Genomic DNA, 15,788 nt, shown 5'->3' on the forward strand with positions numbered 1-15,788 from the left:
CATTCTTATCCCGCTCTTTTTAAAGACCTCTTCAGCAGGAAAACTGTAGCGGGTGCAGCAGCAAATAAAATAAAAAAGATCCTGAACAAGTGAAAGCTCGTCACTGTTGAAACATCTGCTCCAACAGAATAAGCGGTTATCGCCATTTCTGCGACTCCTCCAGGTGCAGCGCTTAAAAACAGATCAATCAGCGGAAACGAAAAAACAGCGTTTAATGCAAAGGACAGTCCTATGCAAAACAAAATTAACGCCAAATTAATCCCTACAACAATTACCAGCGGCTTTATCGATAATAATCCTCTCACTCCCTCCATCTGAAGCCCAAGATGAGCCCCAAGCAGAATCTGGGCAGCTGCAACAATGGTCTCAGGAAGAGCAAACGGGGAGGATGTGAGTACGTTGTAAGCCACTACACAAAGCAGCGGCGCGAGCATAAATGGAATGGGAAAATGTACTTTCTGCATTCCTTTTAAGACAGCCAGCACTGATGCAGCAAGCAGGAATAACCACAGGAATGGCAGGCTGGTGATCAGGGGCTGTACAGATCCGGTTGTCTCTCCTTGTGCAGCGGGGAAAAAGAATGTAACTAAAAATGGAACCACTGTTATGACGAGCAGTATGCGGATGGTTTGCATTAAAGCGACCGCTGAAGGCTGTGCACCCTTTACTTCTTCACTAAGCAGCACCATCTGGGACAGCCCTCCCGGAAAACTTCCAAGTAATGCGGTCTGATAAGGATATTCTGTATTTTTTGAAAGTGTGAGTGCCGAAACAGCCGTAAATCCTGTGATCAGTAGTGTTAAAACCAGCATAAGAGGCAAATAAAGCACCATAGTCATTAGCGCTTGTGAAGTAAAGGAGGTGCCCATCTGAACTCCAACAATTAAAAGGCCTGTATTTCTTAACCAGCTTGGCCAGTAAAATGGCCAGTCCGTCACATTGCGCAGGATCATCATAATGATCAATGGTCCTAATAACCACGGAAGAAATATTCCACCTGCGTAAAAAACGAAGCCCATTCCAGTGGAAAATAAAGCAGTTAAGAAAAGCCACTTCCATTTAGAATTTGCCATACTCTCCACCTTCTTCCTGCTTTAAAGTATAACAAAAAACCGGTCTCAGGCTGCTAAACCCTGGACCGGCAAAAGAATCATCTTGTTGAAATAGCTTTAAATGAAGCCTCTACTGCCTGAAGTGTTTTTTCTACATCCTCTTTTGTGTGGGCAGTGGATAAAAACCACCCCTCGAATTGAGAGGGAGGCAGAAAAACACCATTGTCAGCCATGTGACGGTAAAATTCTGCGAATAGTTGTAAATCTGCTGATTTAGCTTGATCAAAATTAGTTACTTTTTCATTTGTAAAGAAAAAGCCCAGCATGGAGCCCGCACGATTGACGGTGTGCGGGATCGAATATTCAGCAGCTAAAGCAGTGAACCCCTCTTCAAGAAGATCACCGAGCTCAATAAAATAGTCATAGGATTCAGGGGTCAGCTGTGATAAGGTTTCGAATCCTGCTGTCATGGCAAGAGGATTTCCTGATAACGTTCCAGCCTGATAGATCGGACCTGTTGGTGCTATTTGATCCATAATGTCCTTACGTCCCCCAAAGGCACCAACAGGAAGACCGCCTCCAATTACTTTGCCAAGGCACGTCAGATCAGGGGTAACCCCAAGATGTCCCTGTGCACAATGATAGCCTACCCGAAATCCGGTCATGACTTCATCAAATATCAGAAGTGACTCGTACTCTGTTGTTATCTCTCTAAGCTTTTCAAGAAATCCCTCAACAGGAGGGACTACTCCCATATTTCCTGCAACCGGCTCAACGATGACAGCTGCAATCTCGGACCCGAATTCATTAAATACATATTGAATTGATTCCAAATCATTATAAGGAACTGTGATCGTATTTTGCGCAATACTTTTTGGGACACCGGGGCTGTCTGGAAGACCAAGCGTCGCCACACCGGATCCTGCTTTAATCAGCAGACTGTCTCCATGCCCGTGATAGCAGCCTTCAAATTTCACAATTTTATCGCGGCCTGTAAACCCGCGCGCCAGCCGGAGAGCACTCATCGTAGCTTCGGTGCCTGAAGAAACCATACGGACTTTTTCTATAGAAGGAACCCGGTCAATGACCAGTTTCGCCAGCTTATTTTCAAGCGTCGTTGGTGCACCAAAGCTTGTCCCTCCAGCTGCGATTTCCTGAATAGCAGAAACGACCCTGTCTTGAGCATGGCCCAGTATTAACGGTCCCCAGGACAGGACATAATCAATGTATTCATTGCCATCGATATCATAAATCTTCGAGCCTTTTCCTTTTTCCATGAAAATGGGATCCATGTTTACAGATTTAAATGCGCGGACAGGGCTGTTGACGCCACCCGGCATAAGTGTTTCTGCTTCAGTAAATGCCTCTTTCGAACGGTTGTAATTTGGCATATTCATCCCTCCATATCGATTAGTTTGACAGCCAGGCTGCAGCATCTTTTGCATGATACGTAATAATCAAATCTGCTCCCGCTCGTTTCATGCTCGTAAGTTTTTCCATGACGATTTCTTTTTCATTTACCCAGCCGTTTTGTGCAGCTGCCTTTATCATCGAATATTCACCACTTACATTGTAAGCAACTACAGGAAGCGGAAAACGGTCTTTTACATCTCTCATTATATCAAGATAGGATAAGGCAGGCTTTACAATCAAAAAGTCCGCTCCTTCGTTTACATCGCTTTCTGCTTCGCGCAGAGCCTCGAGGCGGTTAGCAGGATCCATTTGATAGGTCTTGCGGTCGCCAAACTGGGGAGAACTGTGAGCAGCGTCCCGAAAAGGACCGTAAAAGCTAGAAGAATATTTAACTGCGTAGCTCATGATTGGAACATCTTCAAAACCTGCATCATCGAGACCGCTGCGGATCGCTGCCACAAAGCCGTCCATCATATTGGATGGGGCAATGATATCTGCACCCGCTTTTGCTTGGCTGACAGCTGTCCGGGCCAATAAATCAAGAGTGGGGTCATTTAGTACTGAACCGTTTTCGATAATTCCGCAGTGACCGTGATCTGTGTATTGACACAGGCAGGTATCAGCAATAACGACTAATTCAGGAAACTCGCTTTTAATCAAACGGGTAGCCTCCTGCACAATTCCATGATCATGGTAAGCCTGTCCGCCAAGGGGATCTTTTTCTTTCGGTACACCAAAAAGAATAATTGATTTTATGCCCAATTGAACAAGCTCTGTCATTTCTTTTACGACCCCGTCCAAAGAAATGTGATACACGCCAGGCATTGAAGAAACTTCGTTATGAATATTATCACCTTCTACAACAAATAAAGGATAAATTAAATCTTCTTTACGAAGCCAGGTTTCCCGCACCATGGACCTTAGTGATTCTGACGTGCGAAGACGTCTGTGCCGATCGAATTGTATCTCTTTCATTTCTACTTCCTCCTAAACTCCCTTATTTATATACGCAGCGATGGCTTCTATCATCGCTTCCATTGTATATACCCCGGGTTCAACGTGAACCGGCAGTTTAAATCTTGCTAATTCCTCTGTTGTTGTCGGCCCTATGCTGGCAATGATCCATTTTCCTTGCTTTAAGGCTTCATAAAGACGTTCATCTTCCTTGACGATCCCGACAAAATTCCGGACAGCAGAAGGACTGGCAAATGTAATAACCGAGAAGTCTTTTTGTTTAAAAGCTGTCAATAATTTATTTCTGCTTTTCTCCGGTTGAATGGTTTTATAAAGGACCCATTTATCACATGGAATTTTGCGCTGCTGGAACGCATTTAAGATCGTGGGGCGGGCCAGATTTCCCTGCGGAAACAGGACGCGCCCTTTCGCTGCCCGGTCATAAGGGAATTCCTTAATAAAATCTGCCGCCCGGAAGCTTTTTGGACAAAAAGCAATAGCATACCCCTGGCTTTTTACGTACTTCGCTGTTTTCTCTCCGATGACTGCAATTTTAATTGATTTCAACCAGTCATTGTTTTGCTTCTGAAGCCATTTAATGGCATATACAGCACTGTTTCTGCTGGTCAATACTATCCATGAATATAAAGGGAGTTTTCGAATAATTTCATTTTTATCATCGTATTCGATTGCTTGTGTCTCAATCATCGGGACAATTATTGAACGACCCTGCCGTTCAGCTGCCAGTTCATGATCCTCCAGGGCGGAGTGATAGGGCCTGGTAAGCAATATTGTCTTCCCGTTTAATGAGCTTTTCATTTTATTGTCCTTCTTGTTCAGCTTTCACCTGATCAATCAGATCCTTCGCACCTTGCTTCGTTAAAATAGCTGCTGCTTCATGACCGATTGCCATTGGATCTTTGCCGGTGACCACTTCTTTATAAACCGTTTTTCCATCCGGAGAGGCAACCAGTGCAGTCAAGGAAATCATATCATCCTGAAGAGTCGCGTAGCCCGCTATGGGAACTTGACAGCCGCCTTCCATTTTATGTAGAAAAGCGCGTTCAGCTACGACAGTCGATTCTGTTTCAGGATTCGTAAATTGATCAAGGAGCAGCCGCAGTTCAGCATCGTTTTCACGGCACTCAATTGACAAGGCACCCTGCCCGATAGCTGGAAGGCACACAGACGGCTCTAAAAATTCTGTTACAATATCAGCGGACCAGCCCATTCTTGAAAGGCCGGCAGCGGCGAGTATAATGGCATCAAAATTTTCTGTTTTCAGCTTATTAAGCCGCGTGTCGATATTTCCTCTGATCCATTGGATTTTCAAATCCGGACGATTCATGAGAATTTGAGCACTTCTTCTTAAACTGCTGGTTCCAATAATTGAACCGGCCGGCAGCTGAGAAAGAGTCTGGCCGCCAGTTGAAATTAATGCGTCCCGTGGGTCCTCGCGATCCGGTATACTCCCGATCACAAGCCCTTCAGGAAGTTCAGCCGGCATATCCTTCATACTGTGGACCGCCATATCAATTTCTCCATCCAGCATCGCCTGCTCGATTTCCTTAACAAACAGACCTTTTCCCCCTACTTTTGACAGCATGACGTTTTGAATCTGATCCCCTTTTGTTACAATTTCTTTTATCTCAAAATCAGTGGATGGATCCAGCGCTTTTAATTGATCTATAACCCAATTAGTTTGAGTCATTGCCAGTTTGCTTCTTCTTGAACCTACAATAATTTTTCGCATTCTGCTTAATTCCTCCTATGTACAGGGGCGGTGATGCACTTGCCCTTTACTGCCTGTTCCTTTACTTCTTTCCTGCCGTGCCTCATTACAGGCAGCGCAGCTAATCATTCATTTACAGATGTTTGGCATTATGAGTACCAAAAATGAAAAGAAGACCATCTGCCTCCGAGCAGGAAATTGATCAAAAGGCATAGAAACGCTGCTATATTCAGCATTGCCAATGTTTTTCCTGATAAACCCTTTCCTACCTTTACATACAAGAATACCCCGTATATAGCCAGTAAGAAGAAGGAACCAACGATTTTAACGTCGTACCAAATCATATAGGGAAGCGTGATGATTGCCCACTGAACACCCAAAATCAAGCTGAGCAGCAGCATTGGGAAACCAATGACGTTCAGAATAAAGGATCCTTTTTCAAGCCTTGATAAATCTGTGATTCTCTGAAGCTTCTGTCCCCACTTCTTTTGTTTCAGCATCCGATATTGCAAGAGATAGAGAATGGAAAAAACAACAGAGAGAGAAAATGCCCCATATGATAATAATGCGATCGTGATGTGAATGAGCAGCAGCTCTGACATCAGTCTTTCTGCAGCAGCATTGGTTGAAGCCTGTATAGGGGCAAATGTGTGAATAGCCATAAAAATAAAACCGATTACATTGACAAAAAAAACGGTGAAGTCTACACGCATCAGGCGATTAATCGCTAATGACAGTGTAACCAACACCCACGCATAAAAATAAATCCCTTCAAAAAGGGTAAGAACAGGGACTCTTCCTGTTCTAATCATATATAAAATTAAAAAAATGGTTTGAAGTACCCAAACAACTGCTAAAAGCCAGAAGGCAAAACGGTTTGCCTTCTGGTTCTTTTGTAGAAAATCCATAAAATAGAGCAGGACACTTACTGAATAAAGGATAATCATTACCTCATGGAGACGAGTCATTGACAATTCAAACATCTGTAATCCCCCGCTCAGGGCTGCAAGGAAAGCTGCGGTTCAGGCTTTGCCAACCAGTCTGATTCTTTTGCTTTTGCATCAGAAGTATGGAGGGAGCCTTTCACCTGTTCTTCCAGGTTAAAAATCTTCATGAAAAGCTCCAGTTTTTCATCTCCATCCGGTAAAGCTGCCAGCTCCTTCGCTTGTAAAATCGGATCCTTTAACAGCTGATTAATAATACTTTTTGTATGCTTGTTCAGGATTTTACGTTCCCGCTCGGTTAAGCTTGGCATCTTCCGCTCAATGCTTTGCATGGTTTCAGCCTGAACTTCCAGCGCTTTCTCACGCAGTGCAGATATAACCGGCACAACACCAAGCATATTAAGCCATTCCTTAAAATTCACAATCGTTTCTTCCACCATGATTTCAATCGCTTCAGCAGCTTGCTTTCGCTCTGCAAGATTCGCCTGAACGATTCCTTCTAAATCATCTATATCGTACAGAAATACATTATCAAGCTCGTTGATTGCAGGATCAAGATCCCGCGGAACTGCAATGTCCACCATGAAAAACGGACGACCTTTTCGCATCCGTTCTACGTATGTCATCGCTTCTTTATCAATCAGCGCCTCTTTTGAGCCGGTGGAAGTAATTAAAATATCAGCTTCCATCAGTGCGCACTGCAATTCACGCATTTCTTTAGCCTGTCCATCGAACTTAGCTGCCAGCGTCTGTGCTTTTTCAAAAGTCCGGTTAATGACGGTGATCTTAGTTGCACCACTGCCTTGCAGATTTTGAATAGCCAGTTCACCCATTTTTCCTGCTCCAAGAATCAGCACATGCTTTTTATTTAAGTCACCAAAAATTTTCTTTGCCAGCTCAACCGCAGCATAGGAAACAGAAACTGCGTTTGACGCAATATCCGTTTCAGAGTGAGCTTTTTTGGCAAGTGTGATGGACTGCTTAAACAATTCATTAAAAACTGTCCCTGTAGCACCGACCTGCTGGGCAGTGAAAAAGCTTTTGCGAACCTGACCAAGAATCTGTGTTTCTCCGACGATCATTGAATCCAGACCGCAGCTCACTTTAAACAAGTGCTCCATTGCACCATCTTTTTCATATATAAATAAATAAGGACTGAATTCTTCCTTACTTATACCGAACCAATTTGCTAAAAAATCTTTTATATAATAACGACCTGTATGAAGCTGATCCACGACTGCGTAGATTTCTGTACGGTTGCACGTAGATACAATCACGTTTTCCAGAATGCTTTTTTTAGTCTGCAGAGACTCCATTGCATGCTGAAGATCCGCTTCCTGAAAAGAAAGACGCTCTCTTATCTCAACAGGGGCCGTTTTGTAATTCAACCCTACCACTATAATGTGCATGTTTTGAATGACACCCCCACCATTTAATCATTACTACCATTATAACACGTCAAAATCTGTGCCATTGTTTCAAATGTGAACATCCCTTGAAACCACTTTCGACACAGGTGGTCACGTTTTCACATAATGCACAGGAATATTTCCTGCATCGCACCATTATGTGACAGTTATCTCTTTTATAGACTACCAAAGTGTAAAGATTGTTTCAACTGATCGGCTCAATTTCCAAAACCTTGCCTCGTATAGCTATTATTGCCTAGGGAGAAATCATTAAACCTCAACTTATGTATTTTTTCTGACAGGTGATCATTCGTTATTATTAAAATAATCAGCTTGGAACGGATTTTCTGAAAATGGTTAAAAAAGAGGCTGGACAATAATCATGTCTCAGCCTCATTAAACGGTTCGCTGTGCTTCCGGCGAACGCTTCCCGCAGAGTAGCAGCTGATCTTTTTCAAGGCACTGCCTTTTAAAAGTCTCAATCAACTGTCATATCCTGCAGGAGCTGTCACCTTTCGCCCCATACACCTCAGCCATGTTATATTTCATAGCTATATTTCTGATATATTATGAATCACTCATTTGTTTCGTAATAAACTTCCAGGCTTCTTCTTTGCCTACTCCCGTTTCAGATGAAAACATAATTAACTCGTCTCCATCTTCAATCTGCAATTCACGTCTGGTCACACTCATATGTTTTTGCCATTTTCCTTTAGGAATTTTATCAGCTTTCGTTGCGACAATCAGACATGGAATATCAAAATGCTTTAAAAAGTCATACATCATAACATCATCCTTGGTTGGAGGATGCCGTAAATCAACGATCAGAACCACTGCTTTTAACGGCTGGCGGTCAGTCATATAAGTCTCAATCATTTTTCCCCAGGCTGCACGCTCTGTTTTTGATACCTTTGCATAGCCATAGCCAGGTACATCAACAAAATAAAGCAATTCATTAAGCAAATAGAAATTCAGCGTTTGGGTTTTTCCCGGCTTTGACGATATTCTTGCCAGGGATTTCCGGTTGATCATCTTATTAATAAATGAGGATTTTCCAACATTCGAACGCCCGGCAAGAGCGAACTCTGGAAGTCCGCCCTCGGGGTACTGTTCTGGTTTAACTGCACTAATAACGATCTCTGATTTAGTTATTTTCATTTTCCATCACCTGCTAAAGCCCGTTCAAGTACTTCGTCCACATGTGAAACGAGGATGAAGGTTAATTCATTTCGTATGCTTTCCGGAATATCATCAATATCCCGCTCATTATCTTTCGGGATAATGATGGTCGTTAATCCTGCGCGATGGGCACTCAGGGATTTTTCTTTTAATCCGCCGATCGGAAGAACTCTTCCTCTAAGTGTAACTTCGCCCGTCATACCGATTTCTCTTCGTATCGGCCGATTGGTTAAAGCAGATACCAATGCTGTTACGATCGTGATCCCGGCAGAAGGACCATCTTTTGGCACAGCGCCTTCTGGTACATGGATGTGAATATCATATTTTTCATGAAATTGTTCTTCAAGATTTAATTCTCTGGCCTTGGAGCGCACAAATGAAAAGGCCGTTTGTGCTGATTCTTTCATGACATCGCCAAGTTTTCCTGTCAGGACGAGCTTTCCTTTTCCAGGCGATAAGGACACTTCAATTTGCAGCGTGTCTCCTCCGACTGTTGTATAAGCGAGCCCAGTTGCAACTCCGATTTGATCCTCTGTCTCTGCCTGCCCGTAACGGAACTTTCGTTTGCCGAGAAAATCAGCGAGACTGTTTGAAGTAACGACAACCCGTTTTTTGTCTCCACTGACAATTATTTTGGCTGTTTTCCTGCTGATGGTGGCAAGCTGGCGCTCTAAGCCGCGGACTCCGGCTTCCCGAGTGTGATACCGAACAATTTCCTGTACTGCATCGTCACGAAGCTGAAGCTTGCTTTTTGTTAAACCATGCTCCTTTAACTGCTTAGGAAGCAGATGGTCTTTAGCAATATTGACCTTTTCCTGTTCCGTGTAGCCGGCAATATTAATGATCTCCATCCGGTCTCTTAACGGACCTGGGATGGTCGAAAGATTATTTGCTGTTGCAATAAACAACACTTTCGAAAGATCGTAAGGCTCTTCAATATAGTGGTCGGAGAATGAATTATTTTGTTCAGGATCAAGCACCTCAAGCATGGCTGAAGAGGGGTCTCCCCTGAAATCATTAGACATTTTATCAATTTCATCCAGCAGAAACACAGGATTTACGGTAGTTGCTTTTTTCATTCCTTGAATGATGCGTCCCGGCATTGCCCCTACGTATGTTCTGCGGTGTCCTCTGATCTCTGACTCATCACGCACTCCTCCAAGTGATACACGAACAAACTTGCGGCCAATTGATTCTGCAATGGAGCGCGCCAGACTGGTTTTACCAACTCCAGGAGGACCTGCCAGACAAAGAATCGGACCTTTAAGAGACTTTGTTAGCTGCTGAACTGCCAAATATTCTAAAACCCGTTCTTTCACTTTTTCAAGTCCAAAATGGTCGCGGTTTAAAATTTCTTCAGCCCGTTTAATGTCCAGATCATCTGAGGTTGATTTTGTCCACGGGACCTGTATTAGCCAGTCAATGTAATTTCGAATAACCGAACTTTCCGCAGAAGTAGCCGGGATTTTTTCATACCGGTCGAGCTCCTTCATTGCTATCTTCAATACATTTTCAGGCATTTCGGCTTTCTTTATTTTTTCTGCCAAATCTGCTACTTCACCTGATTTTCCGTCTTTATCTCCCAATTCTTTCTGGATCGCTTTCATCTGTTCACGCAGATAATATTCTTTTTGAGTGCGTTCCATTGATTTTTTAACGCGCTGACCTATTTTTTTCTCAAGGCTCAGCACTTCTTTTTCATTATTAATGGTTTCAATTACACGTGTAATTCTTTTTTTAATATCTGTTGTATTGAGAAGCTCCTGTTTCAGCTTCAGCTTTAACGGAAGATGAGAAGCAATGATATCTGCAAGTCTTCCCGGTTCTTCTATATCGGTCACAGTATTTAACGTTTCTGTGGAAACCTTTTTCGATAAATTGATGTATTGTTCAAAGTAATCGGTCAGCGTTCTCATTAGTGCTTCCAGTTCAGCTGTTTTATCAGGAGAATCCGGAACCGTTTCCACTTCTACTGTGTAGTGGCTCGATTCATCAAGAAATGAAGTAATCTTCGCACGTTCCAACCCTTCTACGAGCACTCGGATCGTACCGTTTGGCAGCTTTAGCATCTGCTTTACCTTCGTTAGTGTTCCCATAGAATAAAGGTCTGTCTGTTCGGGCTGATCTACCGTCATATCTTTTTGAGTGGAAAGAAAAATTAAGTGATCATCCATCATTGCTTTTTCAAGAGCCTGAACAGACCGTTCCCTGCCTACATCCAAATGCAGGACCATTGTCGGGTAAACCAACAATCCTCTCAGGGGAAGCAGCGGTACGGTATGGTTGTTCTTTTCTGACATCAAAACTGCACCTCCGTTATTGTAAGACCTGACCCGTTTTTCATGCCAGGTACATTTGTTGACTTGTTAAAACTAAATTAAATGATGTAGTTACTGTACCCTTTTCTAGGGGTCAGCATCCATGATCATGCTTATAATGGCAAAAAAAACTGACTCGATAGTGGGTCTAACGAGTCAGCCTCTTTATTCCTTCAATTTTAAGCAGAAGTTTTTTGTTCATCACTTGGGCCGATTTTTGTTCCGTCTTCAAGAACAAGTATAGGACGTTCGTTGCGTTCAACCGTTTCCTGGGTGATGATACATTTTTTTATATCTTCACGGGAAGGCAGATCGAACATGACATCAAGCATGATATTTTCAATAATGGAGCGAAGTCCCCGAGCCCCTGTCTTGCGCTCAATGGCATTTCGGGAAATCTCAAGAAGTGCACCTTCTTCAAATTCAAGCTCTACATCGTCAAGCTCAAGCATTTTTTGATACTGCTTCACTAAAGCATTTTTAGGCTGTGTCAAAATAGAAACCAGCGCTTCTTCATCAAGCTGTTCAAGAGTAGCTGTGACAGGAAGACGGCCGATAAATTCCGGAATTAATCCGAACTTCAATAGGTCCTCAGGTACAAGCTTTGCGAGAAGTTCTCTTTCTTTCACATCGCCTTTGTTTGGATCTGATCCAAAACCGATGACTTTTTGACCAAGACGCCGTTTTACGATCTGGTCCACTCCGTCGAATGCTCCTCCACAAATGAAGAGGATATTGGTTGTATCAATCTGGATAAATTCCTGATGAGGATGCTTGCGTCCGCCTTGAGGCGGAACACTTGCTGTTGTTCCTTCAAGAATTTTAAGCAGTGCCTGCTGCACCCCTTCACCTGAAACGTCGCGTGTAATGGATGGATTTTCAGATTTACGGGCTACTTTATCAATTTCATCAATGTAAATAATCCCTTTTTCAGCACGCTCTACATCGTAATCAGCCGATTGTATCAGCTTGAGCAAAATATTTTCAACATCTTCCCCTACATAGCCGGCCTCAGTCAGAGACGTGGCATCTGCAATAGCAAACGGTACATTTAAAATGCGGGCTAATGTCTGCGCCAAAAGCGTTTTACCTGAACCAGTAGGTCCAATCAAACAAATATTACTTTTCGAAAGCTCCACATCATCCACTTTGCTGTTTGAATTAATCCGTTTATAATGATTGTATACGGCTACAGAAAGAGATTTTTTTGCTCTTTCCTGACCAATCACGTACTCATCAAGTATGCCCAGGATTTCCTTCGGTTTAGGAACATCCTTAAACTCCACTTCTTCTTCTGTACCCAGCTCTTCTTCTACGATTTCTGTGCAAAGCTCGATACATTCGTCACAAATATATACGCCCGGACCCGCAACTAATTTACGAACCTGCTCCTGCGTTTTTCCACAAAAAGAACATTTAAGCTGTCCTTTTTCATCATTAAATTTAAACATTACGTTCACCCCTTATTTCAAACTCATATCATACTTGTGATGCACATTTATGACAAGTATTATGCTCTTCTTCTGTACACCTTCATGCAAAAACAGCTTATATTAAAATTGTAACACAGCGGTTAATGAGACGGAAATATCATGAACTGTACAATATGCAGATGCGTGCTTTGTCCATAGGACTATGTAAAATTGATATGTATGTAGAAAACAAGGCACGAATACCTTCGCGCCCTGCATTTCTATATATATTATTACCTTACTTGAAATTATGCAACTGTTTGACTGTTGTCAACAAGAAAATCAATCGCTTTTTGCATTTTAAGATCATTTTCAAGCACTTCTGTAGATCCGCCAAGAGCTGTTTTGATCTGCTCAACTGACATACCAAACTGCTCAGTCATTTTGCTTAATTCGTTTTCAACATCTTCTTCTGTTACTGTGATGTTTTCAGCTTCTGCAATGGCTTCAAGAGTAAGGTTTGTGCGAACACGTTTCGCTGCATCTTCTTTCATTTGACCGCGAAGAGCTTCTTCGTCCTGACCGCTGAACTGGAAGTAAAGTTCAAGGTTCATGCCTTGAGAAGACAGGCGCTGCTCAAATTCCTGGAGCATACGGTCAACTTCAGTTGTAATCATTGCTTCTGGAACATCAATTTCTGCATTTTGAGATGCCTGCTCCAATAAAGAATCGCGAAGAGCTGCTTCAGAAGTGTTTTTCTTTTCTTCTTCTAAACGGGCTCTTGTTTTTTCTTTAAGCTGATCAAGTGTTTCCACTTCTTCGTCGTCTGTTTCTTTTGCAAACTCATCGTCAAGAGCTGGAAGCTCTTTAGCTTTAATTTCGTGAACCTTTACTTTGAATACTGCAGGTTTCCCGGCAAGTTCTTCAGCATGGTATTCTTCAGGGAAAGAAACTTCGACATCTTTTTCTTCTCCGGCAGAAAGACCAACAAGCTGCTCTTCAAAACCAGGAATAAATGAGCCTGAACCAATTTCAAGAGAATAGTTTTCCGCCTGGCCGCCTTCAAACGCTTCTCCATCAACAAACCCTTCAAAATCAAGTGTAACAGTGTCGCCATTTTCAATTGTTCCTTCTTCTTTTACAACAAGCTCTGCTTGGCGCTCCTGAAGAGTCTTCAATTCAGCTGCAACATCGTCTTCTGTTACTTCTGTTTCCATTTTTTCCACTTCAAGTCCTTTGTATTCACCTAATTTAACTTCAGGCTTCACAATGACTTTCGCAGTGAAAATAAGCACTTTGCCTTTTTCCATTTGCTCTACATCAATTTCTGGACGGTCAACCGGCTGAATGCCAGCTTCATCTACAGCATTTGCGTAGGCTTCAGGAAGAATCAGGTCAAGTGCGTCCTGATAGAGAGATTCCACACCGAAACGTTTTTCAAACATCTGACGCGGCATTTTTCCTTTACGGAAACCAGGTACATTAATTTGCTTAACGACCTTTTTAAATGCATCATCTAATCCTTTGTTTACAGTTTCAGCATTAACTTCTACAGTTAATACTCCAACATTTCCTTCTTGTTTTTCCCATTTTGCTGACATACTTAATTCCCTCCAACACATCTATAGTAATTTAATGGTCACGCTTTTTCAGCGGTGATACGTTGACTTTGTGCTTTTTGGCATCACAAGCCCCATTATGCAACCATTGTATTATAACATAGGATAACACTCTTTCAACAGCTATGCATCAGTTCATATAATGGGAACCATTTCTAATGTTTCAATCTCATCTGCGATTCCGTTCGTTTCGTGTTCATTCCATTCCATCTCAAGTCCCATATACCTTTCACCTAAATGCAAGTATGCCTTGGCAATAATAGACGGATCCTGCTCTGCCCACGTATACGGATAAAGTAGAAAAAGATGTCTTCTCATTAAATCGACTGCCAATTCAACAAGATTTGGATCTTCATGACCCGCTTCATTTTGAATCCGCGTCAGCACTTCTTCGAATCGCTCTGATTCAAACGGCTCTTTTAAATGAGAGGGGATCACCTCTTGTTTTCTTCCCCATTTCTCTACAAGAATGCTTGTCTGTATTCCTTGTTCTCTTAAAATATTCAGCAGCATGGTTTTAATAAAAGGGTGTGTTTGCTTTAGTTGTATGGCATCAATCAAAGACTCTTTTATGGGGTGAATGTTCTGCTTTGAAAGGTTTGCCACCTGTACCATTTGCTGCTCAAGATCTTTTTGCAGGCTGAAAGATTGGAAGGAGTTTTCTTCATGCTGATCCTGCTGGTCCTGCTTATAGCTGATGGACAGCAGATGTTCAAAGCGCTCCCTTCGCTCTGAAGAAAGCACGCCTTCATCGAGGACCGTCTGAATCGTCTCTGCAATCTCGTCATGCTCCCTCAGCTGAAATAGATTCATAATGTAAAGCTCAAGGGTTTCCTCATAGTCTCCTATACCTTCATGGAGCATTTTACCGCACAGCTCTTTTGCTTCTGTCCATTTATGATCCTCATATAAAGCGACCGCAAGAGAAGTCAGGGTGACGGAATCCTCCTGATCCAAAGCATAGGCATCTTTGAGCAGCTGTATAGCTTCTGCATGATGCTGCTCTTGCAGCTTCTCAAGACCTTTTTCTATAAGCCTGTCTTTTAGCTGCGGAAAAGGCACAACTTTTTGATCGTTTAATTTCTTTTTACCTGGACGTTTGGACACGGATCATACACCCTTCCGATATTGTAAGTGATTTGAGTTTAGCATGAGTACTGCTAAAAACCAAAACGGAAAGGTGCATAATGTATAAAACATATGACGGCAGTTGAATAAAGGAAACCCGATCTAGGATTCACCGGCTGAAAAAGACTTCTTGAATAATCGTTTATTTTGAAAAAATCTCTCCCACAACCCACATAAAAAACGGAGCAACAACACCAACGGACCATTTAAATCGGGTTTCCAGCGCCTGCAGATCTCTTGTATTCACCTGCCCGTCTTTTGCAACTTCCTTCGCTTTCCATTCCGCCTGATCTGCCATCTGATAGGCTTCATCTGCAAGCTTTTCAATCCTTAAAATGGTCGTCTGTTTTTCGTCGAGCCTCACCATCCAGTTTTCAAGCTTTCTAATTTCTTCTGACATTTTTTTCAGCTCTTCATTTTGAAATTGCTCATTCATATCATGCACCCCCGGTATTATTTTGCTGCTGCAGTGTACATTCATTAGCAATCTATCATTCAAGCAACCTGCGAATATATGTTTGTAGGATCAAAGCATTGTTTTACTATTTTGCCAGATCAACGGTTTAAAACTGGGCTCTGCTGTGTATAATGAATTATGGGATGTGTTTCTTTTTACAGCTGCACATTC

13 protein-coding genes are annotated in these 15,788 nt (G+C 42.5%); all 13 read right to left on the reverse strand.

Annotated features, from left to right (window positions below):
• Window positions 1-5 precede the first annotated feature (5 nt).
• Complete coding sequence (locus ACQCT8_RS06285; protein ID WP_426869479.1) at window positions 6-1,073, reverse strand: AbrB family transcriptional regulator; 1,068 nt, start codon at window positions 1,071-1,073, stop codon at window positions 6-8.
• A gap of 77 nt (window positions 1,074-1,150) precedes the next feature.
• Window positions 1,151-2,443 (reverse strand): glutamate-1-semialdehyde 2,1-aminomutase, encoded by a 1,293-nt coding sequence (gene hemL / locus ACQCT8_RS06290; RefSeq protein ID WP_426869481.1) that lies wholly within the window; start codon window positions 2,441-2,443, stop codon window positions 1,151-1,153.
• A 19-nt stretch (window positions 2,444-2,462) separates the two neighbouring features.
• Window positions 2,463-3,440 carry a porphobilinogen synthase gene (hemB, locus tag ACQCT8_RS06295; RefSeq protein ID WP_426869483.1) on the reverse strand — a complete coding sequence of 326 codons (978 nt, stop codon included), beginning with the start codon at window positions 3,438-3,440 and terminating at the stop codon, window positions 2,463-2,465.
• A 12-nt stretch (window positions 3,441-3,452) separates the two neighbouring features.
• Window positions 3,453-4,238: a uroporphyrinogen-III synthase gene (locus ACQCT8_RS06300; protein ID WP_426869485.1), complete on the reverse strand. Its 786-nt coding sequence runs from the start codon at window positions 4,236-4,238 to the stop codon at window positions 3,453-3,455.
• Window position 4,239: 1 nt separating this feature from the next.
• On the reverse strand, window positions 4,240-5,172 hold the full coding sequence (gene hemC / locus ACQCT8_RS06305; RefSeq protein ID WP_426869487.1) for a hydroxymethylbilane synthase: 933 nt from the start codon (window positions 5,170-5,172) through the stop codon (window positions 4,240-4,242).
• A gap of 128 nt (window positions 5,173-5,300) precedes the next feature.
• A complete protein-coding gene (locus ACQCT8_RS06310; protein ID WP_426869489.1) occupies window positions 5,301-6,134 on the reverse strand; it encodes a cytochrome C assembly family protein in 834 nt (277 codons plus the stop codon).
• A 14-nt stretch (window positions 6,135-6,148) separates the two neighbouring features.
• Window positions 6,149-7,504, reverse strand: coding sequence for a glutamyl-tRNA reductase (hemA, locus tag ACQCT8_RS06315; RefSeq protein ID WP_426869491.1), 1,356 nt, complete (start codon window positions 7,502-7,504; stop codon window positions 6,149-6,151).
• Window positions 7,505-8,071: 567 nt separating this feature from the next.
• Window positions 8,072-8,662 (reverse strand): ribosome biogenesis GTP-binding protein YihA/YsxC, encoded by a 591-nt coding sequence (gene yihA / locus ACQCT8_RS06320; protein WP_426869493.1) that lies wholly within the window; start codon window positions 8,660-8,662, stop codon window positions 8,072-8,074.
• A complete protein-coding gene (lon, locus tag ACQCT8_RS06325) occupies window positions 8,659-10,983 on the reverse strand; it encodes an endopeptidase La (RefSeq protein WP_426869495.1) in 2,325 nt (774 codons plus the stop codon). The genes yihA and lon overlap by 4 nt, the downstream gene beginning before the upstream one ends.
• 197 nt (window positions 10,984-11,180) lie before the next feature.
• Window positions 11,181-12,452 carry an ATP-dependent protease ATP-binding subunit ClpX gene (gene clpX / locus ACQCT8_RS06330; RefSeq protein ID WP_278239670.1) on the reverse strand — a complete coding sequence of 424 codons (1,272 nt, stop codon included), beginning with the start codon at window positions 12,450-12,452 and terminating at the stop codon, window positions 11,181-11,183.
• Window positions 12,453-12,721: 269 nt separating this feature from the next.
• Entirely contained in the window at window positions 12,722-14,014 is a 1,293-nt protein-coding gene (gene tig, locus ACQCT8_RS06335; RefSeq protein ID WP_426869498.1) for a trigger factor, read from the reverse strand.
• Window positions 14,015-14,167: 153 nt separating this feature from the next.
• Window positions 14,168-15,139, reverse strand: a complete 972-nt coding sequence (locus tag ACQCT8_RS06340) for a hypothetical protein (protein ID WP_426869500.1) — start codon at window positions 15,137-15,139, stop codon at window positions 14,168-14,170.
• Between the two features lie 163 nt (window positions 15,140-15,302).
• The gene (locus ACQCT8_RS06345; RefSeq protein WP_426869501.1) at window positions 15,303-15,596 is read right to left on the reverse strand and encodes a hypothetical protein; all 294 of its coding nucleotides are present in this window, start codon (window positions 15,594-15,596) and stop codon (window positions 15,303-15,305) included.
• Between the last annotated feature and the right edge of the window lie 192 nt (window positions 15,597-15,788).

Origin of the sequence: Jeotgalibacillus proteolyticus, assembly GCF_050107735.1 — a bacterium.
GTDB classification, from domain to species: Bacteria; Bacillota; Bacilli; order Bacillales; family Jeotgalibacillaceae; genus Jeotgalibacillus; species Jeotgalibacillus proteolyticus_A.

Bases quoted from the DNA above. Each gene is read 5' to 3' on its own strand.
- ACQCT8_RS06285 (WP_426869479.1), bottom strand. From the start codon at position 1,073: ATGGCAAATTCTAAATGGAAGTGGCTTTTCTTAACTGCTTTATTTTCC.
- hemL (WP_426869481.1), bottom strand. From the start codon at position 2,443: ATGCCAAATTACAACCGTTCGAAAGAGGCATTTACTGAAGCAGAAACA.
- hemB (WP_426869483.1), bottom strand. From the start codon at position 3,440: ATGAAAGAGATACAATTCGATCGGCACAGACGTCTTCGCACGTCAGAA.
- ACQCT8_RS06300 (WP_426869485.1), bottom strand. From the start codon at position 4,238: ATGAAAAGCTCATTAAACGGGAAGACAATATTGCTTACCAGGCCCTAT.
- hemC (WP_426869487.1), bottom strand. From the start codon at position 5,172: ATGCGAAAAATTATTGTAGGTTCAAGAAGAAGCAAACTGGCAATGACT.
- ACQCT8_RS06310 (WP_426869489.1), bottom strand. From the start codon at position 6,134: ATGTTTGAATTGTCAATGACTCGTCTCCATGAGGTAATGATTATCCTT.
- hemA (WP_426869491.1), bottom strand. From the start codon at position 7,504: ATGCACATTATAGTGGTAGGGTTGAATTACAAAACGGCCCCTGTTGAG.
- yihA (WP_426869493.1), bottom strand. From the start codon at position 8,662: ATGAAAATAACTAAATCAGAGATCGTTATTAGTGCAGTTAAACCAGAA.
- lon (WP_426869495.1), bottom strand. From the start codon at position 10,983: ATGTCAGAAAAGAACAACCATACCGTACCGCTGCTTCCCCTGAGAGGA.
- clpX (WP_278239670.1), bottom strand. From the start codon at position 12,452: ATGTTTAAATTTAATGATGAAAAAGGACAGCTTAAATGTTCTTTTTGT.
- tig (WP_426869498.1), bottom strand. From the start codon at position 14,014: ATGTCAGCAAAATGGGAAAAACAAGAAGGAAATGTTGGAGTATTAACT.
- ACQCT8_RS06345 (WP_426869501.1), bottom strand. From the start codon at position 15,596: ATGAATGAGCAATTTCAAAATGAAGAGCTGAAAAAAATGTCAGAAGAA.